Origin of the sequence: Bacillus sp. RCC_6_1, assembly GCF_041360755.1 — a bacterium.
Classification (GTDB): domain Bacteria; phylum Bacillota; class Bacilli; order Bacillales; family Bacillaceae_G; genus Bacillus_A; species Bacillus_A cereus.
This window is the reverse complement of sequence record NZ_JBFUPV010000002.1, coordinates 656224-680343: the sequence shown is the minus strand read 5'-3', so window position 1 is coordinate 680343 and position 24120 is coordinate 656224. Positions and strand designations below refer to the sequence as shown.

Below are 24120 nucleotides of genomic sequence, written 5' to 3'. Positions count from 1 at the left end.
AACTGCGAATTCAGACCTTTACTCGTTTTGAGTAAAGGTCTTTTTACGTCTATATGCACCTTACTATGAAACAAACATAGCATATTCAGAAACTACTAAATTGTACGGAGGTGAGGAACAGTTGGCAATTGATGATTCGGCCCAGATACCCATACGTTTTACATTCATATTTCATCATGTAGGTAGGAAAGAAACTGTTCCTCACCATTTCAAATAGTTAGGTAACAGATTGTTTCCTCCTTCATGACAGAGGAGGAACTACCGATGTTTAATTTACAAAGACAAGAAACAAAGCATGCTTATGAGCAAGATAGCATGAAAACAAATAACGAATTATTAGTGGAGGTTGCAACACAAGATGTAAGCTCTGCGTTAAAACTTTTAGAAACAACACAAGATGGATTATCTAAACAAGAAGCGTCTCGTAGACTTTCTTTATATGGTCCGAATGAAATAGCTCATAATAAAATGGCGCCGTGGTACATTCAATTTCTATTGGCATTTAAAAATCCATTTATTTTCGTTTTATTAGCTCTTGGAGCACTCTCCTTTTTCACAGATGATATGCAAGGAACGATTGTCGTATCTGTAATGGTCCTACTTAGTGCAACGATTCGGTTTTCCCAAGAATTTCGTTCTCAAAAAGCTGCCGATAAGTTAAAAGCTATGGTTCGAACAACTGCGAGCGTATTTAGAATAAATGGATTTGTACATGAAACAAAAAATGTAAAGAATTTAAACCGAAATTACACAACAGAAATTCCAATTGAGGAACTTGTACCTGGCGATATTATTTCCCTTTCAGCTGGTGATATCGTTCCAGCTGATGTGCGTGTTGTATCCGCTAAAGATTTATTTGTTAATCAATCTTCTTTGACAGGGGAAGCACTTCCTGTAGAAAAATACGAACACTGCTACCATACAGAAAATAAGCATATCTTACCGAAAAACATGAAAAAAAATTACAATCCACTCGATATGGAAAACCTTTGCTTCATGGGAACAAATATTGTAAGTGGCAGCGCAAAAGCTGTTGTCATCTCAACAAGTACCGATACGTATTTCGGCTCTTTAGCAAATAAGGTAATTGGAAAGCGTGTAGAAACAAGCTTTGATAAAGGTGTAAACAAAGTAAGCTGGCTCTTAATTACATTCATGCTTATTATGGCACCTATTGTCCTTCTCATTAATGGATTCACAAAAGGAGATTGGCAAGAAGCTTTCTTCTTCGCTATTGCCGTTGCTGTTGGCCTTACACCTGAAATGTTACCAATGATTGTAACTGCTAATTTAGCTAAAGGTGCCGTTAACATGTCTAAACAAAAAGTAATTGTAAAACAGCTAAATTCTATTCAAAACTTAGGTGCTATGAACATTCTTTGTACAGATAAAACCGGAACTTTAACAGAAGATAAAGTGGTCCTTGTTCGTCACTTAGATCCCAAGGGAAATGAATGCAATCGCGTCTTGCAATTTGCCTATTTAAATAGTTTCTATCAAACTGGATTGAAAAATTTAATAGATAAAGCTGTTATTAAGCATACAGAGGAAAACAATAAATTTAATCCATCAGCTTTTCAAAAGCTAGATGAAATTCCATTCGATTTCGCCCGCCGGCGTATGTCAGTTATCGTAAAGGATATTTCAGGTGAACATACAATGGTTTGTAAAGGTGCCGTAGAAGAAATTTTATCAATTTGTAACTACACTGAAGTGGATGAAAAAATCGTTTCACTCACCGAGGAAATACGTTCAAATGTCAAAAAACTAAGTGAGACACTAAATAGTGAAGGTATGCGGGTTATTGCTGTGGCTTATAAAAAAGATAGAAGAATAAATGATACAGAGTACGCAGTAAAAGACGAAACTGATATGATTCTCAGTGGATATATCGGCTTTTTAGATCCACCGAAACCATCTGCAGCAGCTGCAATTCAAGCATTACAAAAACATGGTGTACAAGTGAAAATTTTAACTGGCGATAACGAAATTGTTACAAGAAAGGTTTGTAAAGAAGTTGGATTAGATATCGGCGAACCAATCCTCGGTTACGAGATTGATTCTTTACCAGATAAAGCATTAGCAAAACTTGCTGAAGAAACGACTGTATTTGCGAAGCTTAATCCAATGCAAAAATCTCGTATTATACACGCATTACAAGGAAATGGACACACTGTAGGTTACATGGGAGACGGCATTAACGATGCTGTAGCATTACGTGAAGCTGATGTCGGAATATCTGTTAATACTGCTACTGATATTGCGAAAGAAGCTTCCGATATTATTCTACTCGAAAAAAGTTTAACTATATTAGAAGCAGGTATTTTAGAAGGACGTACTACATTCGGAAATATTTTAAAATATATTAAGATGACAGCTAGCTCTAACTTCGGTAATGTGTTTAGCGTGTTAGTAGCAAGTGCTTTCATTCCTTTTTTACCGATGCTTGCCATTCATCTTTTAATTCAAAACTTACTTTATGATATTTCACAACTTTCTATTCCATGGGACAAAATGGATAAAGAGTTTCTAGAAAAACCACGAAAATGGGATACTGCAAACTTACGAAGCTTCATTATTTGTATCGGCCCAATTAGTTCCGTATTTGATATTATCACATACGTAGTCATGTGGAATGTATTTGGTGCAAATACACCGAGCGAGCAATCATTATTCCAGTCCGGTTGGTTTGTCGTTGGATTGTTAACACAAACTTTAATTGTTCACATGATAAGAACACAAAAGATTCCATTTATTCAAAGCACTGCATCAACACCAGTCGTTTTATTAACCGCTCTTATTATGGCAATCGGGATTTATATTCCATTCTCACCACTTGGTGCAGCCGTTGGTTTGCAAGCATTGCCACTTAACTACTTCCCTTGGTTAGTAGGAATACTATTAGGCTACGCTTTTTTAACACAGTTCCTAAAAAAGCTTTATATTAAAAAGTTTCATAGCTGGTTGTAAAAATAAGAATGAGTGGGTATTCCCCGCTCATTCTAAAAAACATAACACATATTTATATATGGAGGTGACCATGATGGTATGGTACGACATTGTATTCAGATTAGTTATCGCAATTATTGTAGGAGCTTGCATTGGAATGGAAAGACAATGGAGACACCGAATGGCTGGGTTACGGACAAATGCTCTCGTATCACTTGGTGCCTGTATATTTGTTTTATTATCCGTCATGCTTGATCATGATGCTAGCCCATCCCGCATTGCTGCTCAAGTCGTTAGTGGCATTGGCTTTTTAGGGGGTGGCGTTATTATCCGCGATGGTTTTAGTATTAGAGGGCTAAATACGGCAGCTACTTTATGGTGTGCAGCTGCTGTCGGTACTCTTACAGGCGCCGGTTTCCTCGTTGCAGCTATATTAGGTGCAGCCGGCGTGTTACTAGCAAATATACTTCTTCGCCCAATTGCTCTTTTTATGAATAAAAAATCAAAAGAAGAATCACCAGAACAAACGAACTACTTACTTTCCCTTACTTGTTCAGAAGAACATGAAGCACATATTCGTTTTTTACTTATGCATATGGTAAGTACAGAAGGGCTCCGTTTAAAAGAATTGTATAGTGAAGATGTAGATTCTAATCAAAAAGTTTGTATACAGGCTACATTACATTGCAAGACAAATGCGGCTATCTTAATTGAAAAAATAGTAAGTAGAATGCTATTAGAGTCTGGCGTTACTGGAGCTGGATGGAAGACTTCTTTAAATTTAGAAGCGAGTTAAATAGGAAAGGTGTCATGATTTTACTACTTCATGACACCTTCTACATAAACTTATTTTCTAACTTTTGTTGAAACGACTTCTCTTGCTTACGTAGTAGTTGACTACCTCGTTGTAAAATCGGTGTTCCATACTTATCATTAATTTGATCAATGACAGCAAGTAGTGGCTCTTTTTTCGCATCCTCTTCAAATGAAAACAAATCTAATTGTTTCACCGATTCTGTCTTCCACTCTATTTCAGTAGCTGTAACACCTAGTAAACGAACGGAATCACCATCCCAATGTTGCTTCCATAAACGGGATGCTGCTTGAAAAATATCGCGTTCTTCCCAAATTGCATTTTTCAATTGCTTACTCCGTGTTACTGTTCGCCTATCATGGTATTTAATCATAATTTGAATATTATAGCTGACAAGGGTTCGCTTTTGTAATCTTTTACTCACTGATTTTGATAAACGTTCTAACATATCAAGCAATTCTTTCTCTTCATCCATATCCTTTGAAAAAGTCATCGAGTTACCGACACTTTTATGTTGGCCCATTTGACTCGGATCCACTTCCCTATCATCCGTACCTTTTGCACGCTTTTGCAAATCAATACCGTGCTTCCCAATTTTAGCGCGAATGATATGCTCGTCTCCCTTCGCTAACTGTTCAATTGTATGTATATGAATTTCATTTAATTTTTCAGCTGTTTTTTCTCCAATCCCATGCATTGCTTCAACTGGAAGTGGCCAAATCATTTCTGGAATATCACGTTTTCGAAGTACGGTAATACCGAGAGGTTTTTTCATATCAGAAGCTGTTTTTGCTAGGAAAAGATTTGGAGCAATTCCGATACTACACGGAAGCTGCAACTCTGTTAATAGTGCTTGTTGAATCATCTTTGCTATTTCAAGAGGCGAACCAAGTGCGTAGCAATCTGTAATATCTAAATATCCTTCATCTATTGAGACTGGTTGTATCTTTTCTGTAAAACGGGAAAGGACTTGAAACATTTGAAATGAAGCTTCGCGATATAATGTGAAATTAGGACGCCTTACAACTAATTGCGGGCATAACCTTTTCGCTTCCCAAAGGGGCATCGTCGTACGTATTCCGTATTCTCTCGCCTCATAACTACATGTTATAATAATTCCTTTTCTCTCTTTTTCATTTCCAGCAACCGCTAATGGCTTTCCTTGTAATGATGGATCATGAGCAATTTCAACAGATGCGAAAAAGCAATTCATATCTACATGTAAAATAACACGACCATTTTTCGGATACATTTCTCGCATAGTACTCACTCCCTAATCAGAACGTTCGTTCTTTCATTATATCAAATTTTGCACAATAGTTATAATAATTACTTGTTCTTTTTTATAATCGATATAAAGAGGATATATATGTGAAAGGGTCTGATTATGATGAGATCAACTAATAAAGTGAAACTTTAATCAGCCCTCACCTAAATTCTTTACTTTCGCTGAATTTTGAGGTGGGGGGGCTTACTGTCCGGCAAATAGCGGGATAAACTCAATTATACATTCCTTGTAGTTATATTAATCATTGCAATTAATTATTTACTACTTCCGATTTTCAATATGAATACGTTAGGATTATTCCTTCGTCTAGTACATGTAGCAACAACGTATATACTTCCATAGGTTTTCTTATATTGGCTTATACGTCTTGTCAAAGCAATCGAATCAAAATAAAAAGCGTGTAAATCACAATTGATTTACACGCTTTTTCTATTCCATTACTTCGCTACTTCTTCAATAATTGCAACAACTAATTCTGCTGTTTTTGCTAATTCTTCAACAGGAATCTTCTCGTTTGTTGTATGAATTTCTTCATAACCAACTGCTAAGTTAACTGTTGGGATACCATGTCCTGCAATTACGTTTGCATCACTTCCGCCACCACTTTGGTGAAGAGAAGGTGTACGACCAATTTTTTCAGCTGCACGTTTTGCAACTTCTACAACATGATCACCATCAGCAAATTTAAATCCTGGGTACATAACGTTTACTTCAACGTCTGCATGCCCGCCCATTTCTTTTGCAGTTGTTTCAAATGCTTCTTTCATTTTCGCAACTTGTGCTTCCATTTTCTCATTGATTAAAGAACGAGCTTCTGCAAAGATTTGTACATGATCGCAAACGATATTCGTTTGTGTACCACCTTCAAAACGTCCAATATTTGCAGTCGTTTCAGAGTCAATGCGACCAAGTGGCATCTTCGCAATTGCTTTCGCTGCGATAGTAATTGCAGATACACCTTTCTCCGGCGCTACACCAGCGTGAGCTGTTTTCCCGCGAATAATTGCGTTCACTTTCGCTTGTGTTGGAGCTGCAACAACGATTTCACCAACTTTTCCATCGCTATCTAATGCGTAGCCATATTTCGCTGTAATACGCTCACGGTCTAATGCTTTTGCACCAACAAGACCTGATTCTTCTCCGACTGTAATAATAAATTCAATTTTACCATGAGGGATATTTTTCTCTTTTAAAACACGGATTGCTTCGAACATTGATGCTAATCCAGCTTTATCATCCGCACCTAAAATTGTTGTACCATCTGATACGATATATCCATCTTTAATAGAAGGCTTAATTCCATTACCAGGAACTACTGTATCCATATGAGAAGTAAAGTAAATTGTATCAACACCATCTTTTGTTGCTGGTAAAGTACAAATTAAGTTACCTGCACCATGACCAGTTACAGCCATTGTGTCATCTTCAAATACTTCTACACCTAAATCTGTAAATTTCTTCGTTAATACTTTGCAAATTTCTGCTTCAAATTTCGTTTCAGAATCTACTTGTACTAATTCCATAAATTCATTTACTAAACGTTCTTGATTAATCATAAGACTGCGCCTCCTGCACTACCATTATGTATGTAACACTATTAATTATAACAGAATTTCGCAAAAGTTTCGAAATACAAGACAAAAAACAGATGGTTTACATGTCTAGATAACCATCTGCTTTCTATTACTCATTTAACAATACCCAGCGCATATGATCTTCCCACACGCCATTTACCATTAACATCTTCCTAGATACGCCTTCATATTGAAAACCTATCTTCGTTACTACTTGTATAGATGCTAAATTACGAGGCATAATCGGAGCTTCTATACGATGTAACTGAAATTCCCCAAAAGCAACTTGAATTGCTTTTCTAAGCGCTTCTGTCGTATACCCTTTGTTTAACTCTGCTTTATCTAATTTATAACTGAGTACACAAGATTGATAAATGCCACGAACGATTAAATTAAATGAAATACACCCAATTATTTTCGTATCATCACCCTTTTTAAAAATCCATAGTCTGATGATTTTCCCTTCTTCGAACTCTTTTCTATCCTTTTGCAACTTTTTCTTTTGATAATCTAGCGTAAAAAAATCATCCGGTCTATACTCTTCCCAAGCTTTTAAAAATTCACGATTTCTGTCGTAATATTGAAGAACTGTTTCAGCATACGACTCATCAATTTCCCTTAAGTATAAACGATCTGTTTCGTATATTTTCATCATCGTATCTCCATTCTTCAGCTTGCCCAACTAAAAATTAACAATATACCCTTTTACTATATTCTCTACACACTCTCAAATTTCCTGTTATATTTTGCAATCCCCTCCCGAATTTTGTCCTCACTCTCCCCTTGTCCATAATTTCATTTCTCGTTACAATGAAATTGTACTGATTTGCAAGGAGGTATAACGATGCATAAAAAAGCTCAAAAAGTTATGGTTTATGTGATGCTAATTTCTATGCTTGTAACAACATTACTTGCTGGCGCGAGTATGTTTTGGTAAAAAGGGCGATGTGTTCGTCCTTTTTTTACTTTTTACACATAACAAAATAAACCATCTCGACATCGAGATGGTTTATTTTATATAAAACACAACCGCTACAATACTAAAGGAAAATGACATTACAAGCGCTATTACAAAACTTGTATATTGTTTCTGCTGAAATGCCCCAATAACAAAAGTGAGATTAAGTAATGCCATACATACAATCGCTACAAGATAAGAACATATATTAAAAGTTGCCAATATGAATGTAATAACAAATAGAAATCCCATAAAAAACTGCATATACGAAAGTTTTGGATTCAAGTACATATGAGCAACCCCTTTATCTAATTTTATCTTTCTATACTCTCATTAACGCACGGTTATGTACACATGTCAAGACAACTTATTATAATAGAAAAAGCCAACCTTTTCGTTGGCTTTTTCATATGCAACGGCTCCTTTTTCTTTTGCCAATTGCTGAAATGATTTTTTCGATTTCACAATCCATACTTTCGTTCCAATTGGAATGCGATCAAACAAATATTCCACATCGTTTTTCTTCATTCTTATACACCCTTGTGAAATATACTTTCCAATTGAACTCGGTTGGTTTGTTCCATGTATTCCATATTTACTTCCATCAGTTCCTCTTGCATTAAATCCAATCCACCTTGACCCAAGTGGATTTTTTGGCGATCCACCTGGAATATCCTTCGCAATGTAATACGGATCCTTTGCTTTCATTACAACATCAAAAGTTCCTTCTGGAGTTAATTCATTCGTTTTCCCTGTCGCTACTGGAAAAACCTTTTGAATCTTTCCATCGTCAATGTAAGCTAATTTATTCGTTGCTTTATTTACAATAATAAAAGGATCTCCGGCACGTGGATTATCCCCAAGAGGCCAAATCGGTGATAAAGAAAGACATAATATGATAGAGAGAAGATACGGCATAGATAATTCCTACCTTCTATATAAGTTCTTTTATATTATCCTTTCCCTTAAAGCGACTTTTAATGAGTAAATATTGTTCCATTTCATACACAAGTTGAACAAGTTTCGCACGTATCTCAAATTCTTCGCGTGTAGCTGGCAATGGCATGTCTCTAAATAATTCCCTCATTTCTTGAAGCTGCCTTAAGGAAATAACGCCAGTACTTTCAGGGCTAATAGCATTACCAATGTTTTCAACAACATCTGCAATCATGTCAGCTTGTTCATATGTCCACGATAAAGAAGCTGCTAGTGGTATCATTCGCTCTAAAATTTCGAATTGTTGCATACGCATATTAAAATAACGATAGTAATAATCATCTTCTCGCATAAATGCATTCTCAAGTTTTTTAAACGATAAATCTCTTGCTTCATTTAACATATTCTCGGTTTCAATGAGTTCTGCTCCACTCCAACTACTTTCTCGATTTCGTAAATACACAACCATTTCAAACAAAATCGTTTTAAAATTATTCTCTATTTTATCCTGATACTCTTTTAGCTTATTTTCACTACTCGGCATATACATATTTACTAATAACGCCACGCTAATCCCTATCGTTAATATAGCAATTTCATTTCCAACTATAAGCCATGTAATTTGCTTCAATGAATATAGATGCATAACAATAACTGAACTCGTGACAATACCTTCTTGAATTTTAAGCATTACTGCAGTCGGAATAAATGTAAGTAACAATATGCTAATTGCAAGTGGTGTATAGCCAATCGTTTCAAAAATACAAAACGCGAATGCCATTGATAATACACACGCTAGAAAACGATGTAACGACACTTGAAGTGATTTGCGCTTCGTATTTTGTACACATAAAATAACTAAAATGCCTGCTGAACTATAAAATTCTAACCCTAATAACTGAGCAATAAAAACTGCCGCACCTGTCCCTATTGCTGTTTTTACTGTACGATATCCAATTTTAAACATATCATTACTCCTATATGTATAAACGTATTTACAGCTAGTATAAAAAAAGGATGACACAATGTCATCCTTTTCTACTTATTATTCACATAACCTTTTCATATTACAATATTTTTTGTAAAAATTGTTGCGCACGTTCACTTTTCGGCGCTGCAAAAAATTCTTCTGGCGCACTATCTTCTACAAGCTTTCCTCCGTCCAAGAAAAGAACACGATCTGCCACTTCTTTTGCAAAGCCCATTTCATGTGTAACGATAGCCATCGTCATTCCTGTCGTAACTAACGATTTCATAACTTCTAACACTTCTTTCACCATCTCTGGATCTAGCGCCGATGTCGGTTCATCAAATAACATAACTTCCGGTTCCATCGCTAACGCTCTTGCAATTGCTACACGTTGCTTTTGTCCTCCCGAAAGACGATTTGGATACGTATCTTTTTTATCTACTAATCCAACCTTTTCTAAAAGTTTCTCAGCTTTCTTTTCAGCTTCTTGCTTCGTTACCCCTTTTACATTGATAGGAGCATACGTAATATTTTCTAATACAGTCATATGAGGAAATAAGTGAAAATGTTGAAATACCATACCGACATTTTCACGAACATGCATAACATTCGTTTTCGGATTCGTTACTTCTTCCGTCCCAATCCAAATGTGACCATCCGTTGGTGCTTCTAACATATTCATACAACGTAAAAATGTTGATTTTCCTGATCCAGAAGGCCCTATAATTGCGACTACTTCCCCTTTTTCAATTGTTGTTGTAATTCCTTTTAATACTTCGTTTTTACCAAATGATTTATGAAGGTTTTCAATTTTAATCACTTTTCTTCATTCTCCCTTCAATTGCCTTCCCGACTAATGTAAGAATAATGACTAACATATAATAAATCAGTCCAACAAAAAGTAATGGTTCAAGATATTTAAATGTCTCACCGCCTACAATGTAAGCACGACGCATTAAATCAGTCGCGCCTATTACTGTTACTACAGCCGATTCTTTCGTAAGTGTCGCAAATTCGTTCACAAGCGCTGGTAATATATTTTTTAATGCTTGAGGGAAAATAATATTTCTCATCATTTTTCCGTACGGTATCCCTAAAGCCATTGCTGCTTCTGTTTGTCCTTTATCAACCGCTTGAATACCAGCACGAATTACTTCTGACATGTATGCACCTGAATTCAAGCTAAATGCAAGTACAGCAGCTAAGAATGCTGGTATTTCATAACCAATTATTTGTGGGACGCCGAAATAAATAATCATTAATTGCAATACAAGGGGTGTACCACGAAAAATTGATGTATAAAAATCTGCTGCTATATTTAATGCTCGTATTCTAGCAATTTTACAAAGTGCTAATAGCGTTCCTAAAATAAATCCTGCTAAAGCTGATACTGCTACAATTTTCAAAGTAACTTCTAAACCTTTTAGTATATATGGTATCGAAGGCGTAATCGCCGAAAAATCTAAGTTCATTCTTTTCATTCCCCTCACAGAAAAGTGAAAGGCAGCTTATTTTCCGCTGCCAAACCATTTCTTCACTAATTTATCCATTTCTCCATTTTCTTGCATTTTTTTAATTACTTTATTAAATTCAGCTGTTTTATCACTGTTTTTCGGAAGGGCAATTGCTGCTCCAACTTCTTCTGGTGCTTCTTTAATTTCAATTCCTTGTAAATCTTTCATTTTCTCTAAATAATTTTTAGCAACTGTATCTTCTATAATTGCAGCTTCAAAACGACCAGCTTTAATTTCTTGTACGATTTCTGGTATACGGTCACGTCCCTCAACTTGGAAATCTACTTGTTTTTTAAATTCTGAAGCTTTCTCTTCTTGAATAGACCCTGTTTGTACCCCTACTTTTTTCCCTTTTAAATCCTCTACAGATTTAATGTTAGAATCCTTTTTAGAAACGACCATATTTTTCGCAACAAAATAAATATCTGTAAAATCAACATTATTTTTACGCTCTGCAGTTGGCGTCATACCTGCCATTACGAAATCAACTTTTCCTGAACTAAGAGATGCTAATAAACCACCAAAATCCATATCTTTCACTTTCACTTCATACCCAAGTTCTTTTCCGATATATTTAGCAACATCAACATCAAAGCCAATAATTTCATCGCTCTTTGACGCATCTACATATTCATAAGGTTTATAATCTGCTGAAGTTCCCATTACGAGTACTTTTTTATTTCCTTTTGTTTCTTTCGATTCCTCATTACTACAAGCGCTGAATATACTTACAATTAAAATAAGTGCAAACGATATTGATACTAACTTCTTCATCTTTCTTCCCCCTAATAATGTATATTTAAAAGTTTAATAGAATATTTATTCGATGTTTGTATTGTATCAGCACTTTTATTTTTATGCAATATATAAAGTAAAAATAAATAACGAAACAATATAAACGCTGTTTGTTATGTATAAAATGATGCATAAAACAACATAACTATGCATATCTCAGAAATTTTAATAATAAATAAAAAAGGCGGCACATCCACTTGATTGTGGACGTGCCGCCTTTTCTCTTATTTTTTATAGTTCTTCACAATTCTCTTCGAAATATGATTGTAGTTTCGCAATAACTTGCATCGGTTCATGACCTTCAATTTCATGACGCTCTACCATCGTTACAATTTTTCCATCTTTTAATAAAGCAAATGATGGAGAAGAAGGTGGGTACCCTTCGAAATATTCACGCGCTCTTGCTGTTGCTTCTTTATCTTGACCTGCAAACACCGTTACAAGGTGGTTAGGACGTTTATCATAATGTACGGAATGCGCAGCAGCAGGACGAGCAATACCACCTGCACAACCACATACAGAGTTTACCATTACAAGTGTTGTTCCATTTCTTTTAAACGCTTCTTCTACCGCTTCCGGCGTCGTCAATTCTGTATATCCAGCAGAGACAATCTCTTCACGCGCTTGGCGGACAACATCATTCATAAAAAAGTTAAAATTAATCACTCTTTTCCCTCCTCTAAAACTACCTATTTGTATCTTACCAGTTAATGTTTATGAAATACAAGTAAGTTTACTTGTATTTAAGTATAGAAAAGGTGTTAGAGCTCTTGCTCTAACACCTTTTCTTTAATGACCACGATGTTTTTGCTTTGCTTTTTGTACTTTCATTAAACGTCTTCTTTCTTTTTCAGCTTCTCGCTTCTCTTTAGACTGCAGTTTCTTTTCTTGTTTATGCAATTCATAAGATAAACTAATCGCCTCTTGCGCCTTAGTAAAACGTTTAATAGTTGTTTCTTTTGCTGCTTGTCGTATGATACGCTTTATGTTTTTAGGACGCTGTTTTTCTTTAACTTCTACACCACATTTTGCAAAGTGCTGAAAATGCTCTAAAAGTGAACCATTCACAAACATAAGCACTTCTTCATCTGACGGTTCCGCCCCAAAAATATACCTCGCCCCATACAATTTCCCTTTTTCTTTACATGTAATAATTCCAACAAAAAATTGGCCATCGTGATATACTGTCAAATCCATTGACAGCCCCTCCTTTAAAAGATTAGAAATACGGGACATCCCGGAGGGGAAGGTTACTGACATGAAATCATGCGTCTGGACTACCAACCAGAGCTGTGTTTTTGTATTTCTTTCACTATTATTATATCTTCTTTTCCATAATCTTCATATATTCAGCAATCATTTTTTTATGCGATCCTACAATATAGTCAGGTAGTTCTGTTACTGAAAAGAATTTAAGCTGAACTGCTTCTTCTTTATTCATAACAAAATCCCCTTCGTATTCATCCGTATAATAGGCGGTTGTTACAGATTGAAATTCATCACCGTTTTCTAATTTTGTAAAGTAGTTCGCTCCAGAAAATACATTGATTAGTCGCAAGTTCTTCACTTTTATTCCTGTCTCTTCATATACTTCACGATAAGCTGTTTCTTCTGGTGATTCACTAAGCTCCATTAGCCCGCCAGGTAGCCCCCATTTTCCGTACGGCTCTGTCCGCTGCTGCAATAAAACATATCCATTTTCATTTATAACGAGTACAACAGCACCAACTAAAATTAAAGGGCGATGACCAACTATTTTTCGTAATTCTTCTACATATCCCACCGTATCGCCTCCTTTTTCGTTGTCCACACTATTGTATCATATGTACGAAACGACAAAATGCGTATATTTTTCATTTTTTTAACAAAATATTTATTTTATGTGATTCATCTACTGTAGCTAACATAATAGATTCGACTTCTGTACTCTCCTCTAGAAATTCTCTCGCCCACGCTTCTGTTTTTCCTAATAATGCAAGAACATCTTTCTGTATCCTCCCATCCTTTACTAATACAAAAGAAACTGGAGATTTTTTTCCCGCCACTTTAAGATCAAGCCGCGAAACTGCTTCATATTCTGGATACCGAAATATAGAAACGACACCGTTTGCTTCCCATAATGCTAATTTAATCGTTTGAATATCGCTCACATTTCGCATACGAAGTTCCGAAAACAAATATTCCAAGGTAATTCTCGCCTTTTTCAAATTGCTAAAATTAATGGAACCATTGTGTATAAGAATAATAGGTGCAGGCTCTAAAAAACGTCTCCATCTATCCCATTTCAGCATTAAAACTGAGCTTATAATATGAAGTACAACAAGTATGAACGTTGTAATCATCGATCCCAGTAACCCTACTTTTTCATCAGACAATGCGTTAGAAATATTCCCACCAAGCAATAACACTAATACAACATCTAAAAAACGAAGTTGTGCGATAGACCTTTGCCCCATCGCTTTCGCAACTAATATTAAAAATATGTATGCTATAATAGCCCGAATAACCCATTCACTATTAGAAAGATGTCGTGCTCCTTCAAAAATATGCATATGCATCACTTTGCACTCCTTACCCGTCTCAAACTGCTATCCTGTTTTAGTTTGCAACGTTTATGAGCATATATGTAAAAAAGCTGGTTCGTTTAAAAACGAACCAGCTTTTTTTACTTAACTGAAAACATATATTTTTTATACGTTTTCCGTACCGATAATATGAGCCCCATCATAATCATATTTGAGAATAAGGAACTTCCCCCATACGATAAGAAAGGTAATGCAATACCTTTTACAGGCATTAATCCAACGATCATACCGATGTTTTGGAATATTTGAACTGTTAATATACCGATTGATCCAGCGCATAATAATGTACCAAATAAATTATCAGCGGAATAACCAATAATAATTGTTCGATATAGTAGTAATAGGAACAAGAAGACAACTAAGGCTGCTACGATAAATCCACCTTCTTCGGCAATTGTAGCGAAAATAAAGTCAGTATGCTTCTCTGGAATATAGACGCTTCCTCCCCCAAACCCTTTACCTTCCATTCCTCCACTACCTACAGCTAAAATCGATTGCTGTGTTTGATAACCTTGATCTGCATTTTCAAATGGATTTAACCAACCTACAATACGCGACTGTTGGTGAGGCTTTAGTAAAGTAACTAAATTATTATAGAAAAAGTCTTGATACTTAAAGAAAATAAATATTAAAGCAGATAATATGGTCAACGGAATAACTGTACATAATGCTATCAATTTCTTTTGAATACCTGACATAAATAAAATACATGCAATAGCAGCAGCATATAAGAACACCATACCTGTATCAGGTTGACTATATACAACCGCCATAGGTGGAAGTGACACTAGCATAATTTTACCTACTAGCTTTAAATCTGTTTGGAATGTCCTTGCCATATACTGTGCATTATGTTTCACTGCTATACTCGCTACTACAAGTAGCAATGCAATTTTGAAAAACTCAGACGGCTGAATTTGCCCAAATACTGGGAAAACAAACCATCTTTTTGCACCTAATTTTTCAGGTGTAAAACCTGATGGTGGTAATACTTTCAAAAGAATAAGTGAAGCAAATCCAGCAATATAAAGCGGCCAAGATAATTTTTGCAATTGATCTAAGTCGATGCTTGCAACAAGAAGTAACAATACAACCCCAATTATGTAGTTAACACCTTGTTTCATAGCAAAGTTTGCAGCTCCATACTGTCCCGTTTGCTGACTGCTATATATAGCAGCTATACTCGTCACACATAGTGCACACAAAATTAAAATTAATTTTACATCTAAACTTTTTAGAAACTCGGTACTTCTTTTCATGACATCCTCCTGAAACATTGTTACGGCAAAAATAAAAAACCAGGAGTCAACATTCTTCATGTTTTGACGACTGATTACACATTATCTATAAAACACTTATATAGAATAACTCTCTTTTTCATACAATACAATATATTATACTACAGTTTCATCAGTAAGATTTGCCAAAAAAATTATTCTTTTCTTATTTTATATCCATATACCATATATCAGCAATGTATTTTCGTAAATTCCTAATACATAATCGTTTATTGTAAGATTACTGGGAAAGATATTTATACATATAGTAGGATGTAGATGAAGAAATAAGATAATAAAAAGCTCGCATAAGCGAGCTTTTTATTAATATACAGATGTATTATTTTCTGACATGTTTTCTAAAATTTCTTTAACACGTCCTAAGAACTTACCACAAATTAAACCATCAAGTACTCGGTGATCAAGTGATAAACATAAGTTAACCATATCACGAGCACCGAACATACCGTTATCCATAATTACTGGGCGTTTTACAATTGATTCAACTTGTAAAATAGCCGCTTGTGGGTAATTAATAATACCCATAGATTGAACAGAACCGAATGATCCTGTGTTATTAATTGTAAATGTTCCACCTTGCATTTCGTCTGCTTTTAACGATTTCGTACGTACTTTTCCTGCAAGTTCTGTAATTTCACGAGCGATACCTTTAATTGTTTTCTCGTCCGCTTGCTTAATTACTGGTACAAATAGTTCTTCCTCTGTTGCAACAGCGATAGAAAGGTTAATATCTTTCTTCTGAACAATTTTATCGCCAGCCCACATTGAATTAATTTGAGGATACTCTTTTAACGCTTGTGCTACTGCTTTTACGAAGAAAGCAAAGAACGTTAAGTTAAAGCCTTCACGCTTCTTAAAGTCACCTTTAATTGAGTTACGGTATGACACAAGGTTTGTCACATCTACTTCAATCATCATCCAAGCATGTGGTGCTTCGTGTTTACTACGTAACATGTTTGCTGCGATTGCTTTACGCACACCTGTTACTGGAATTTCGATATCTCCAGGCATTGTAGGTACAGAAACTGGTTTCGCAGCTTCTACTTTTTGCGCTACTGGTGCTGCTTTTGGTGCTTCTGGGCGAGCTTCTACTACTGCCGCTACAGCTTCCTCTTTCTTCGCCGCACCTGCTTGTGGGATATTTCCAGATTCCACTAGCTTTAAAATATCTTTACGAGTGATACGGCCGTTTGCTCCCGTACCTTCTACTAGATCTAAATCAACGTTATGCTCACCCGCAAGCTTTAACACAGCTGGTGAAAAACGTGGTTTTCCATCAGTTGGTTGTTTTACTTTCGGTGCTTTTTCAGACGTAGCTACTTCTGCCTTTGATTCTTCTTTAGTTTTTTCCTCAACAGCTGTTGCTGCTACTTCATCTGCGCCTTCTACTTGAATAACACAAACTACTTCACCTACAGCTAACGTATCACCTTCACCAGCGATTAACTCTTTCACAACACCCGTGAAAGAAGATGGTACTTCAGCATTTACTTTATCAGTCATTACTTCTGCAAGCGGATCATACTTATTTACGTGATCGCCAACATTAACGAGCCATTTACTAATTGTGCCCTCTGTAACGCTCTCCCCGAGCTGAGGCATTGTAATATTTTCTACAGCCATGTATAGTCCCCCCGATTAAAATTCCGCAAGTTCACGCATTGCTTTTTCAACTTTATCTGGATTTACCATAAAGAATTTTTCCATTGTTGGTGCATATGGCATTGCTGGAACGTCTGGACCTGCAAGACGTGCGATTGGCGCATCTAAATCAAATAGACAGTTTTCAGCGATAATTGCTGCCACTTCACTCATAATGCTTCCTTCTTTATTGTCTTCTGTTACAAGAAGAACTTTACCTGTTTTAGAAGCTGCTTCAATGATTGCTTCTTTATCTAATGGATATACAGTACGTAAATCAAGAATGTGTGCAGAGATGCCATCTTGTGCTAACTTTTCAGCCGCTTGAAGAGCAAAATGAACACATAATCCGTACGTGATAACTGTAATATCATCACCTTCACGTTTTACATCTGCTTTTCCGATTGGTAATACGTAGTCATCCTCTGGTACTTCACCTTTAATTAAACGATATGCACGTTTATGTTCGAAGAATAATACTGGATCTTCATCACGAATGGCTGCTTTTAATAAGCCTTTTGCATCATATGGTGTAGAAGGGATAACGATTTTTAAACCTGGTTGGTTTGCAAACATCGCTTCTACAGATTGTGAATGATACAATGCACCGTGAACCCCCCCGCCAAATGGTGCACGGATTGTAACTGGACAAGTCCAATCATTATTAGAACGATAACGAATTTTTGCTGCCTCAGAAACAATTTGGTTTACTGCTGGCATGATGAAATCAGCAAACTGCATTTCAGCGATTGGACGCATACCATACATTGCTGCACCAATTGCTACCCCAGCAATTGCAGATTCTGCAAGCGGTGCATCAAGCGCACGATCTTCACCAAATTGATCATACAAACCGTGTGTCGCTTTAAACACGCCACCTTTTTTACCAACATCTTCTCCTAAAACGAATACTTTCTCATCGCGTTCCATTTCTTCGCGCATTGCTAATGTAATAGCATCAATATAAGACATTACAGCCATGAAACGTTCCCCCCTATTCTGCGTATACGTGCTTCAATGCATCTTCAGGTGCTGCATACGGAGCATTTTCTGCATATTCTGTTGCTTCATTTACGATATGCATAATTTCGTCTAACATTTGTTTTTCGGATTCCTCAGTTAACACACCAGCTTCTTTTAAATAAGCTGCGAATGTTATAATTGAATCTTTTTTCTTTGCTTCTTCTACTTCTTCTTTATCACGATAAACACGATCATCATCGTCACTAGAATGTGCTGTTAAACGATATGATACTGTTTCAATTAAAGTTGGTCCTTCACCACGACGACCGCGATCTGCTGCTTCTTTTACAGCTTTATATACTGCAAGTGGATCGTTTCCGTCTATTGTATATCCAGGCATACCGTAACCAATCGCACGATCTGATACGTTTTTACATGCTAATTGTTTTTCAACTGGAATAGAGATTGCATATTTGTTATTTTCACACATAAAAATAACAGGTAGTTTGTGTACACCAGCAAAGTTTGCCCCTTCATGGAAGTCACCTTGGTTTGAAGAACCTTCTCCAAATGTAACGAACGTTACTAAATCTTTCTTCTCCATTTTTCCAGCTAGTGCAATACCAACTGCATGTGGTACTTGTGTTGTTACTGGAGATGAACCTGTAACAATACGATTTTTCTTTTGACCGAAGTGACCAGGCATTTGACGACCACCAGAGTTTGGATCTCCAGCTTTCGCAAAAGCAGACAACATAAGCTCTTTAGCTGTCATACCAAATGCTAGTACAACACCCATATCACGGTAGTATGGTAATGCATAATCTTTCTCTCTATCAAGAGCGAACGCCGCTCCAACTTGTGCAGCCTCTTGTCCTTGACAAGAAATTACGAATGGAATTTTACCAGCGCGGTTTAATAACCACATACGTTCGTCAATTTTACGTGCAAGTAACATCGTACGGAACATTTCTAATACTTGCTCATCACTTAAGCCAAGCTCTTCATGGCGCTTTTCTTTTACTTCTGCCATTTTTCATAACCTCCTAAATCCACATTTTTATGCGTGTAACGCTCTTCCATCTACAGCAAGTGCTGCTTCACCAATCGCCTCAGATAATGATGGATGCGGATGAATTGTATGTGCTACTTCCCAAGGTGTTGCATCAAGTACTCTTGCAAGACCCGCTTCAGAAATCATATCTGTTACATGTGGTCCAATCATATGAACACCAAGAATGTCATTTGTCTCTTCATCAACTACAAGTTTTACGAAACCATCTGATTCTCCGTATACAAGTGCTTTTCCGATTGCGCGGAATGAGAACTTACCTACTTTTAACTTATAGCCTTTTTCTTTCGCTTCTTGTTCTGTTAAACCGACAGAAGCAACTTCTGGACTGCTATATACGCATTTTGATACCATAGAGTAATCAATTGGTGTAACTTCTTTCCCTGCAATATGTTCTACTGCAGCAATTCCTTCATGAGAAGCAACGTGAGCAAGTTGCAGGCCACCGATTACATCTCCAATTGCGTAAATATGCGATTCTTTCGTTTGATAAAACTCATTTGTTTGAATGTATCCTTTTTCCACAACGATATCTGTGTTCTCTAAGCCAATATTTTGCGTATTCGCTTGTCTTCCTACAGATACAAGCATTTTTTCTGCTTTAAATTCTTTATTTTCACCGTTGTGTTCAGCTTGGATTGTTACTCCATTATCTTTTACCAATGTTTCTGGTAATACTTTTGCACCAGTTACCACTTTAATACCTTTTTTCTTGAATAGACGTTGCATTTCTTTTGAAACGTCTTGATCTTCTAGTGGTAATATTGTTTTTGCATACTCTAATACTGTAACTTCTACACCGAAGTCAGCAAGCATAGATGCCCACTCAATACCGATTACACCGCCACCAACGATAATAATCGAACTAGGAAGCGTTTCCATTTTTAGGGCATGATCTGAAGACATTACGTACTCTCCGTCTAATTCTAAACCTGGTAATGAATTTGGACGAGAACCTGTTGCAATAAGTACATTTTTTGGAATTAACATTTCATTCTCTTCTCCACTTGCAAGTTCAACTGAAATTGTCCCTGGCATCGGAGAGAAAATAGATGGGCCAAGAATACGGCCAATACCTTCAAACACATCAATTTTACCTTGTTTCATTAAGTGTTGAACGCCTTTATGAAGCTGCGTTACAATCTTCTCTTTACGCTCTTGTACTTTCGCAAAGTTTAGTTCTACATTGCTTGCAATAACTCCGAACTCTTCGCTTTTTTTAGCAGTTGCATATACTTCCGCACTACGTAAAAGAGCTTTACTAGGGATACATCCTTTGTGTAAACAAGTACCACCAAGATTTTCTTTTTCGACTAGTGCAGTTTTTAACCCTAGTTGTGATGCACGAATTGCAGCAACATATCCACCAGTACCGCCGCCAACGATGACTAAATCATATTCTTTTGCCATTATCTCAACCCCTAGCTACCGTTTCTTTTTCACGTACAACATATTCTTTTGGAGCTTCTTCTTCACGTAATACACGAAGTGCTCCTTCTGCTAACGCTTCTAACTCATCTTCGCCTGGATGTACGATAACATCTGCAATCCAGTCCACTCGCTCTTTTATTTCATCGACAAGAATTTTACTGTATGCCAGTCCACCAGTTAATACGATTGCATCGATTTTCCCGTGAAGTACAGCGCTAGCTCCGCCAATCTCTTTTGCAACTTGATATGCCATTGCTTTATAAATAAGAGTTGCTTCAGGATCACCTTTTTCAACCATTTTCTCTACTTTAATCGCATCATTTGTACCGATTAAACTTACAAGTCCACCTTGTCCGACAAGCTTTTTAATCATTTCATCTCGGTAATACTCACCAGAGAAACACATTTCTACTAGTTGCCCTACTGGTACTGTACCAGCACGCTCTGGACTAAATGGTCCTTCTCCGTTTAAACCGTTATTCACATCGATTACTCTTCCTTTTTTATGAGCACCAACTGTAATACCACCGCCCATATGTGTAACTAATAAATTTAAATCCTCATATTTGTGGTTTAACTGTTCGGCTACTTTACGAGCAACTGCTTTTTGATTTAATGCATGGAAGATACTTTTACGTTCCATACCAGCAATACCACTTATACGAGCAACTGGCTCCATCTCATCTACAACGACAGGATCCACAATAAATGCAGGAATGTTTAATCCAGAAGCAATTTCATATGCTAAAATGCCTCCAAGGTTTGAAGCGTGATGACCGCTAAACCCATTTTTTAAATCTTCTAACATTGCATCGTTTACTGTATACGTACCGCCTTCGATTGGACGAAGTAATCCACCACGTCCACAAACAGCGTTTAATTTTGAAATGTTAATACCATGAGAATGTAGAACTTCTAAAATCGTTTCTTTTCGAAACTCATATTGGTCGATAATTCGCTTGTATTTCCCAATCTGTTCTACGTCATGACGAATCGTTTCTTCTAAAACGGGTCTTTCATTATCAAAAACACCAATTTTTGTGGATGTACTACCTGGGTTAATAACAAGAATTCGATTTACAGACAATGTTGCTACCTCCACTAATAAATTCAAAAGGAAGTGGAAACCTCATAAGAGGTAACCACGCCTTTTGTAAAAGTTATATATGAATGATTAGCGACGGCTAATAATATCGTGACCGTTGCGTAAGTAAGTGCTACGAGAATTTTTCAAGCTTGCAATGCGCTCTTCAGCTAGACGATCTGCCGCTACATAAGTTGCTATGCCATCGCGTTTTGAAATTTCGATTACTTTTGCAATTGTGTCATAAATAGACTCAACACGTTTTAGTGCACGTTCTCTATTGTATCCATATAATTCGTCTGCTACGTTAATTACGCCACCTGCATTAATTACATAATCTGGTGCGTATACAATACCCATTTCATGAATGATGTCACCGTGACGATTTTCTTTTAATTGGTTATTTGCAGAACCTGCGATTACTTTTGCTTTAAGTTGTGGAATAGTTTCATCATTAACTGTTGCGCCTAATGCACATGGTGCGTAAATATCGCATTCAACACCGTAAATTTCATTTGGTTCAACTGCTGATGCACCGAATTCTTCTACAGCACGTTGTACAGCTTCTTTATTAATATCTGTAACGATTAATTTTGCTCCTTCAGCGTGTAAATGTTTGCATAGGTGATATGCTACGTTACCAACGCCTTGAACAGCAATTACTTTTCCTTCTAAATTGTCAGTACCGAAAGCTTCTTTTGCAGCTGCTTTCATACCACGGTAAACACCGTATGCAGTTACTGGAGATGGGTTACCAGAAGAACCGAATGATGGTGAGATACCTGTTACAAAGTCAGTTTCTTCATGGATAATATCCATATCATCTACTGTTGTACCAACATCTTCAGCTGTAATGTAACGTCCGTTTAGTCCTTGGATATAACGTCCTAGTGCACGGAACATTGCTTCGCTCTTATCTTTACGAGGATCACCGATAATTACTGTTTTCGCACCACCTAAGTTTAAACCAGCTGCTGCGTTTTTGTATGTCATCCCTTTTGCAAGACGCAATGCATCTTCAATCGCCGCTTCTTCAGAATCATATGTCCACATTCTTGTTCCACCAAGAGCCGGTCCAAGTGTTGTATCATGAATTGCAATAATTGCTTTTAAACCAGATTCTTTATCTTGACAAAATACTACTTGCTCATAATCATATTTTTCTAAGTATTCGAAGATTTCTAATGTCATTGTCGTTTCCCCCTAATGTTTTACCCTTTTTGGTTTATTTTGAAGCAGTCGCAACTGCCAATGCTAATGAATATACTTTTGTTTCTGCTGAATCAGCACGAGATGTTAAAACAATCGGTGCTTTTGCGCCAGCAATCATTGCTCCTACTTTTGCATCCGCAAAGTATACGAGTGATTTATATAGCACATTTCCAGCTTCAATCGTTGGGACGAGTAAAATATCTGCCTTACCTGCTACATCACTTACTATGCCTTTATGCTCTGCTGCAATTTGTGATACTGCATTATCTAAAGCAAGTGGTCCATCAACGATACAATCTTTAATTTGTCCACGGCGATTCATTTGTGTTAACATCGCTGCATCAATTGTCGCCTGCATCGCTGGATTCACAACTTCTACTGCTGCGATTGGTGCCACTTTGGGCAAGTCGATTCCTATTGCCTGGGCAACTTCTACAGTATTTTGTATAATAGCAGCTTTTTGTGTTACGTCAGGTGCGATGTTCATCGCTGCATCTGTAACGAAAATAAGACGGTCGTAATTTTGAACTTCAAATGCTGCTACATGTGAAAGTACGCTACCTTTACGTAGGCCCCACTCTTTGTTTAACACAGCCTTCAAAATATTCGCTGTTGGGATGTTCCCCTTCATAAGCACATCTGCTTCACCATTTCTCACAGCTTTAACAGAAAGTTCTGCAGCTTCAGCACTAGACATTGCTGCAATCACTTCAACATGTTCTGAAGTTTGTAAACCATGTTCTTGTAGCATCCCCATTATTTTTTCTTGATTTCCATATAGACGAAATTGAGCTAGCTGTAATTTAATTGCTTTCGCTACAGCTTCAATTACTTCATGATCTTCAGCTACTGCTACAGCCACAGTTTTTTTAGGCTTTCCTGCTGCTTGATCAATTAAGTATTCTAACTTCATATTTTGTAATCAACCCTTTCCGTCGTCCCTCGTCTATTTATAAAGCAAATACCGTGCCAACTTTTAAAAGTGGTCTTACCAATAATGAAAACGCATTCAAAATGCAGTAAAATCAATGCTTTG

General features: G+C 36.7%; 24 protein-coding genes. 3 read left to right on the top strand and 21 right to left on the bottom strand.

Going from position 1 to position 24120, the window contains the following annotated elements; all coding sequences use genetic code 11:
* Nucleotides 1-264: 264 nt before the first annotated feature.
* Together mgtA and AB6801_RS09680 are read left to right on the top strand one after the other, a co-directional pair.
* Nucleotides 265-2970 (top strand): magnesium-translocating P-type ATPase, encoded by a 2706-nt coding sequence (gene mgtA, locus AB6801_RS09685; protein WP_141524844.1) that lies wholly within the window; start codon nucleotides 265-267, stop codon nucleotides 2968-2970.
* A gap of 73 nt (nucleotides 2971-3043) precedes the next feature.
* Nucleotides 3044-3745 carry an MgtC/SapB family protein gene (locus AB6801_RS09680; RefSeq protein WP_000262341.1) on the top strand — a complete coding sequence of 234 codons (702 nt, stop codon included), beginning with the start codon at nucleotides 3044-3046 and terminating at the stop codon, nucleotides 3743-3745.
* Nucleotides 3746-3785: 40 nt separating this feature from the next.
* On the opposite strand, the gene AB6801_RS09675 is transcribed toward AB6801_RS09680, so the two are convergent.
* From AB6801_RS09675 to AB6801_RS09665, 3 genes are all read right to left on the bottom strand, one after another.
* Nucleotides 3786-5024 carry a DNA polymerase IV gene (locus tag AB6801_RS09675; protein WP_001208856.1) on the bottom strand — a complete coding sequence of 413 codons (1239 nt, stop codon included), beginning with the start codon at nucleotides 5022-5024 and terminating at the stop codon, nucleotides 3786-3788.
* A 464-nt stretch (nucleotides 5025-5488) separates the two neighbouring features.
* Nucleotides 5489-6607: a tripeptidase T gene (locus tag AB6801_RS09670; RefSeq protein ID WP_000609803.1), complete on the bottom strand. Its 1119-nt coding sequence runs from the start codon at nucleotides 6605-6607 to the stop codon at nucleotides 5489-5491.
* Between the two features lie 127 nt (nucleotides 6608-6734).
* Complete coding sequence (locus tag AB6801_RS09665) at nucleotides 6735-7280, bottom strand: GNAT family N-acetyltransferase (protein WP_001987197.1); 546 nt, start codon at nucleotides 7278-7280, stop codon at nucleotides 6735-6737.
* A 189-nt stretch (nucleotides 7281-7469) separates the two neighbouring features.
* Here AB6801_RS09665 and prli42 point away from each other — a divergent pair, with 189 nt between their 5' ends.
* Nucleotides 7470-7562 (top strand): stressosome-associated protein Prli42, encoded by a 93-nt coding sequence (gene prli42 / locus AB6801_RS09660; protein ID WP_000549040.1) that lies wholly within the window; start codon nucleotides 7470-7472, stop codon nucleotides 7560-7562.
* Nucleotides 7563-7634: 72 nt separating this feature from the next.
* Here the strand turns inward: prli42 and AB6801_RS09655 are convergent, their stop codons facing one another.
* From AB6801_RS09655 to yqiS, 18 genes are all read right to left on the bottom strand, one after another.
* A complete protein-coding gene (locus AB6801_RS09655; protein WP_000281169.1) occupies nucleotides 7635-7874 on the bottom strand; it encodes a DUF3894 domain-containing protein in 240 nt (79 codons plus the stop codon).
* A gap of 66 nt (nucleotides 7875-7940) precedes the next feature.
* Nucleotides 7941-8501: a L,D-transpeptidase gene (locus AB6801_RS09650; protein ID WP_001146566.1), complete on the bottom strand. Its 561-nt coding sequence runs from the start codon at nucleotides 8499-8501 to the stop codon at nucleotides 7941-7943.
* Nucleotides 8502-8517: 16 nt separating this feature from the next.
* Entirely contained in the window at nucleotides 8518-9486 is a 969-nt protein-coding gene (locus AB6801_RS09645; protein ID WP_000472665.1) for an aromatic acid exporter family protein, read from the bottom strand.
* Between the two features lie 100 nt (nucleotides 9487-9586).
* Nucleotides 9587-10309, bottom strand: coding sequence for an amino acid ABC transporter ATP-binding protein (locus AB6801_RS09640; RefSeq protein ID WP_000590202.1), 723 nt, complete (start codon nucleotides 10307-10309; stop codon nucleotides 9587-9589).
* Nucleotides 10302-10961, bottom strand: coding sequence for an amino acid ABC transporter permease (locus AB6801_RS09635; protein WP_001046915.1), 660 nt, complete (start codon nucleotides 10959-10961; stop codon nucleotides 10302-10304). Before AB6801_RS09635 ends, AB6801_RS09640 begins: the two co-directional genes overlap by 8 nt.
* Before the next feature lie 36 nt (nucleotides 10962-10997).
* On the bottom strand, nucleotides 10998-11777 hold the full coding sequence (locus AB6801_RS09630) for a transporter substrate-binding domain-containing protein (protein WP_098340816.1): 780 nt from the start codon (nucleotides 11775-11777) through the stop codon (nucleotides 10998-11000).
* 252 nt (nucleotides 11778-12029) lie between these two features.
* A complete protein-coding gene (locus tag AB6801_RS09625; protein WP_001979317.1) occupies nucleotides 12030-12443 on the bottom strand; it encodes a BrxA/BrxB family bacilliredoxin in 414 nt (137 codons plus the stop codon).
* Nucleotides 12444-12587: 144 nt separating this feature from the next.
* Nucleotides 12588-12995, bottom strand: coding sequence for a YjdF family protein (locus AB6801_RS09620; RefSeq protein ID WP_000366585.1), 408 nt, complete (start codon nucleotides 12993-12995; stop codon nucleotides 12588-12590).
* Between the two features lie 121 nt (nucleotides 12996-13116).
* Nucleotides 13117-13581 (bottom strand): NUDIX hydrolase, encoded by a 465-nt coding sequence (locus AB6801_RS09615; protein WP_000542555.1) that lies wholly within the window; start codon nucleotides 13579-13581, stop codon nucleotides 13117-13119.
* A gap of 70 nt (nucleotides 13582-13651) precedes the next feature.
* Nucleotides 13652-14356 carry a DUF421 domain-containing protein gene (locus tag AB6801_RS09610; RefSeq protein WP_000550964.1) on the bottom strand — a complete coding sequence of 235 codons (705 nt, stop codon included), beginning with the start codon at nucleotides 14354-14356 and terminating at the stop codon, nucleotides 13652-13654.
* 107 nt (nucleotides 14357-14463) lie between these two features.
* Nucleotides 14464-15642 carry an FtsW/RodA/SpoVE family cell cycle protein gene (locus AB6801_RS09605; RefSeq protein WP_000831181.1) on the bottom strand — a complete coding sequence of 393 codons (1179 nt, stop codon included), beginning with the start codon at nucleotides 15640-15642 and terminating at the stop codon, nucleotides 14464-14466.
* Between the two features lie 342 nt (nucleotides 15643-15984).
* Complete coding sequence (locus AB6801_RS09600) at nucleotides 15985-17304, bottom strand: dihydrolipoamide acetyltransferase family protein (protein WP_000257681.1); 1320 nt, start codon at nucleotides 17302-17304, stop codon at nucleotides 15985-15987.
* A 15-nt stretch (nucleotides 17305-17319) separates the two neighbouring features.
* Nucleotides 17320-18303 (bottom strand): 3-methyl-2-oxobutanoate dehydrogenase subunit beta, encoded by a 984-nt coding sequence (gene bfmBAB, locus AB6801_RS09595; RefSeq protein WP_000290071.1) that lies wholly within the window; start codon nucleotides 18301-18303, stop codon nucleotides 17320-17322.
* Between the two features lie 13 nt (nucleotides 18304-18316).
* Nucleotides 18317-19318 carry a 3-methyl-2-oxobutanoate dehydrogenase subunit alpha gene (bfmBAA, locus tag AB6801_RS09590; protein ID WP_000852551.1) on the bottom strand — a complete coding sequence of 334 codons (1002 nt, stop codon included), beginning with the start codon at nucleotides 19316-19318 and terminating at the stop codon, nucleotides 18317-18319.
* A gap of 27 nt (nucleotides 19319-19345) precedes the next feature.
* Nucleotides 19346-20767, bottom strand: a complete 1422-nt coding sequence (gene lpdA / locus AB6801_RS09585) for a dihydrolipoyl dehydrogenase (protein WP_001051289.1) — start codon at nucleotides 20765-20767, stop codon at nucleotides 19346-19348.
* 4 nt (nucleotides 20768-20771) lie between these two features.
* Nucleotides 20772-21875 (bottom strand): butyrate kinase, encoded by a 1104-nt coding sequence (buk, locus tag AB6801_RS09580; RefSeq protein WP_000115780.1) that lies wholly within the window; start codon nucleotides 21873-21875, stop codon nucleotides 20772-20774.
* A gap of 87 nt (nucleotides 21876-21962) precedes the next feature.
* Entirely contained in the window at nucleotides 21963-23063 is a 1101-nt protein-coding gene (locus AB6801_RS09575; protein WP_000171357.1) for a leucine dehydrogenase, read from the bottom strand.
* A 34-nt stretch (nucleotides 23064-23097) separates the two neighbouring features.
* On the bottom strand, nucleotides 23098-23997 hold the full coding sequence (yqiS, locus tag AB6801_RS09570) for a phosphate butyryltransferase (RefSeq protein ID WP_000764670.1): 900 nt from the start codon (nucleotides 23995-23997) through the stop codon (nucleotides 23098-23100).
* Between the last annotated feature and the right edge of the window lie 123 nt (nucleotides 23998-24120).

Excerpts from the sequence above, each read along its gene's own strand:
- AB6801_RS09650 (WP_001146566.1), bottom strand. The coding sequence starts at position 8,501 with ATGCCGTATCTTCTCTCTATCATATTATGTCTTTCTTTATCACCGATT.
- AB6801_RS09655 (WP_000281169.1), bottom strand. The coding sequence starts at position 7,874 with ATGTACTTGAATCCAAAACTTTCGTATATGCAGTTTTTTATGGGATTT.
- AB6801_RS09680 (WP_000262341.1), top strand. The coding sequence starts at position 3,044 with ATGGTATGGTACGACATTGTATTCAGATTAGTTATCGCAATTATTGTA.
- AB6801_RS09645 (WP_000472665.1), bottom strand. The coding sequence starts at position 9,486 with ATGTTTAAAATTGGATATCGTACAGTAAAAACAGCAATAGGGACAGGT.
- AB6801_RS09600 (WP_000257681.1), bottom strand. The coding sequence starts at position 17,304 with ATGGCTGTAGAAAATATTACAATGCCTCAGCTCGGGGAGAGCGTTACA.
- AB6801_RS09675 (WP_001208856.1), bottom strand. The coding sequence starts at position 5,024 with ATGCGAGAAATGTATCCGAAAAATGGTCGTGTTATTTTACATGTAGAT.
- AB6801_RS09665 (WP_001987197.1), bottom strand. The coding sequence starts at position 7,280 with ATGATGAAAATATACGAAACAGATCGTTTATACTTAAGGGAAATTGAT.
- bfmBAB (WP_000290071.1), bottom strand. The coding sequence starts at position 18,303 with ATGGCTGTAATGTCTTATATTGATGCTATTACATTAGCAATGCGCGAA.
- AB6801_RS09575 (WP_000171357.1), bottom strand. The coding sequence starts at position 23,063 with ATGACATTAGAAATCTTCGAATACTTAGAAAAATATGATTATGAGCAA.
- AB6801_RS09610 (WP_000550964.1), bottom strand. The coding sequence starts at position 14,356 with ATGCATATGCATATTTTTGAAGGAGCACGACATCTTTCTAATAGTGAA.
- bfmBAA (WP_000852551.1), bottom strand. The coding sequence starts at position 19,318 with ATGGCAGAAGTAAAAGAAAAGCGCCATGAAGAGCTTGGCTTAAGTGAT.
- AB6801_RS09630 (WP_098340816.1), bottom strand. The coding sequence starts at position 11,777 with ATGAAGAAGTTAGTATCAATATCGTTTGCACTTATTTTAATTGTAAGT.
- lpdA (WP_001051289.1), bottom strand. The coding sequence starts at position 20,767 with ATGGCAAAAGAATATGATTTAGTCATCGTTGGCGGCGGTACTGGTGGA.
- AB6801_RS09620 (WP_000366585.1), bottom strand. The coding sequence starts at position 12,995 with ATGGATTTGACAGTATATCACGATGGCCAATTTTTTGTTGGAATTATT.
- prli42 (WP_000549040.1), top strand. The coding sequence starts at position 7,470 with ATGCATAAAAAAGCTCAAAAAGTTATGGTTTATGTGATGCTAATTTCT.
- mgtA (WP_141524844.1), top strand. The coding sequence starts at position 265 with ATGTTTAATTTACAAAGACAAGAAACAAAGCATGCTTATGAGCAAGAT.
- yqiS (WP_000764670.1), bottom strand. The coding sequence starts at position 23,997 with ATGAAGTTAGAATACTTAATTGATCAAGCAGCAGGAAAGCCTAAAAAA.
- AB6801_RS09670 (WP_000609803.1), bottom strand. The coding sequence starts at position 6,607 with ATGATTAATCAAGAACGTTTAGTAAATGAATTTATGGAATTAGTACAA.
- AB6801_RS09625 (WP_001979317.1), bottom strand. The coding sequence starts at position 12,443 with ATGAATGATGTTGTCCGCCAAGCGCGTGAAGAGATTGTCTCTGCTGGA.
- AB6801_RS09605 (WP_000831181.1), bottom strand. The coding sequence starts at position 15,642 with ATGAAAAGAAGTACCGAGTTTCTAAAAAGTTTAGATGTAAAATTAATT.
- AB6801_RS09635 (WP_001046915.1), bottom strand. The coding sequence starts at position 10,961 with ATGAACTTAGATTTTTCGGCGATTACGCCTTCGATACCATATATACTA.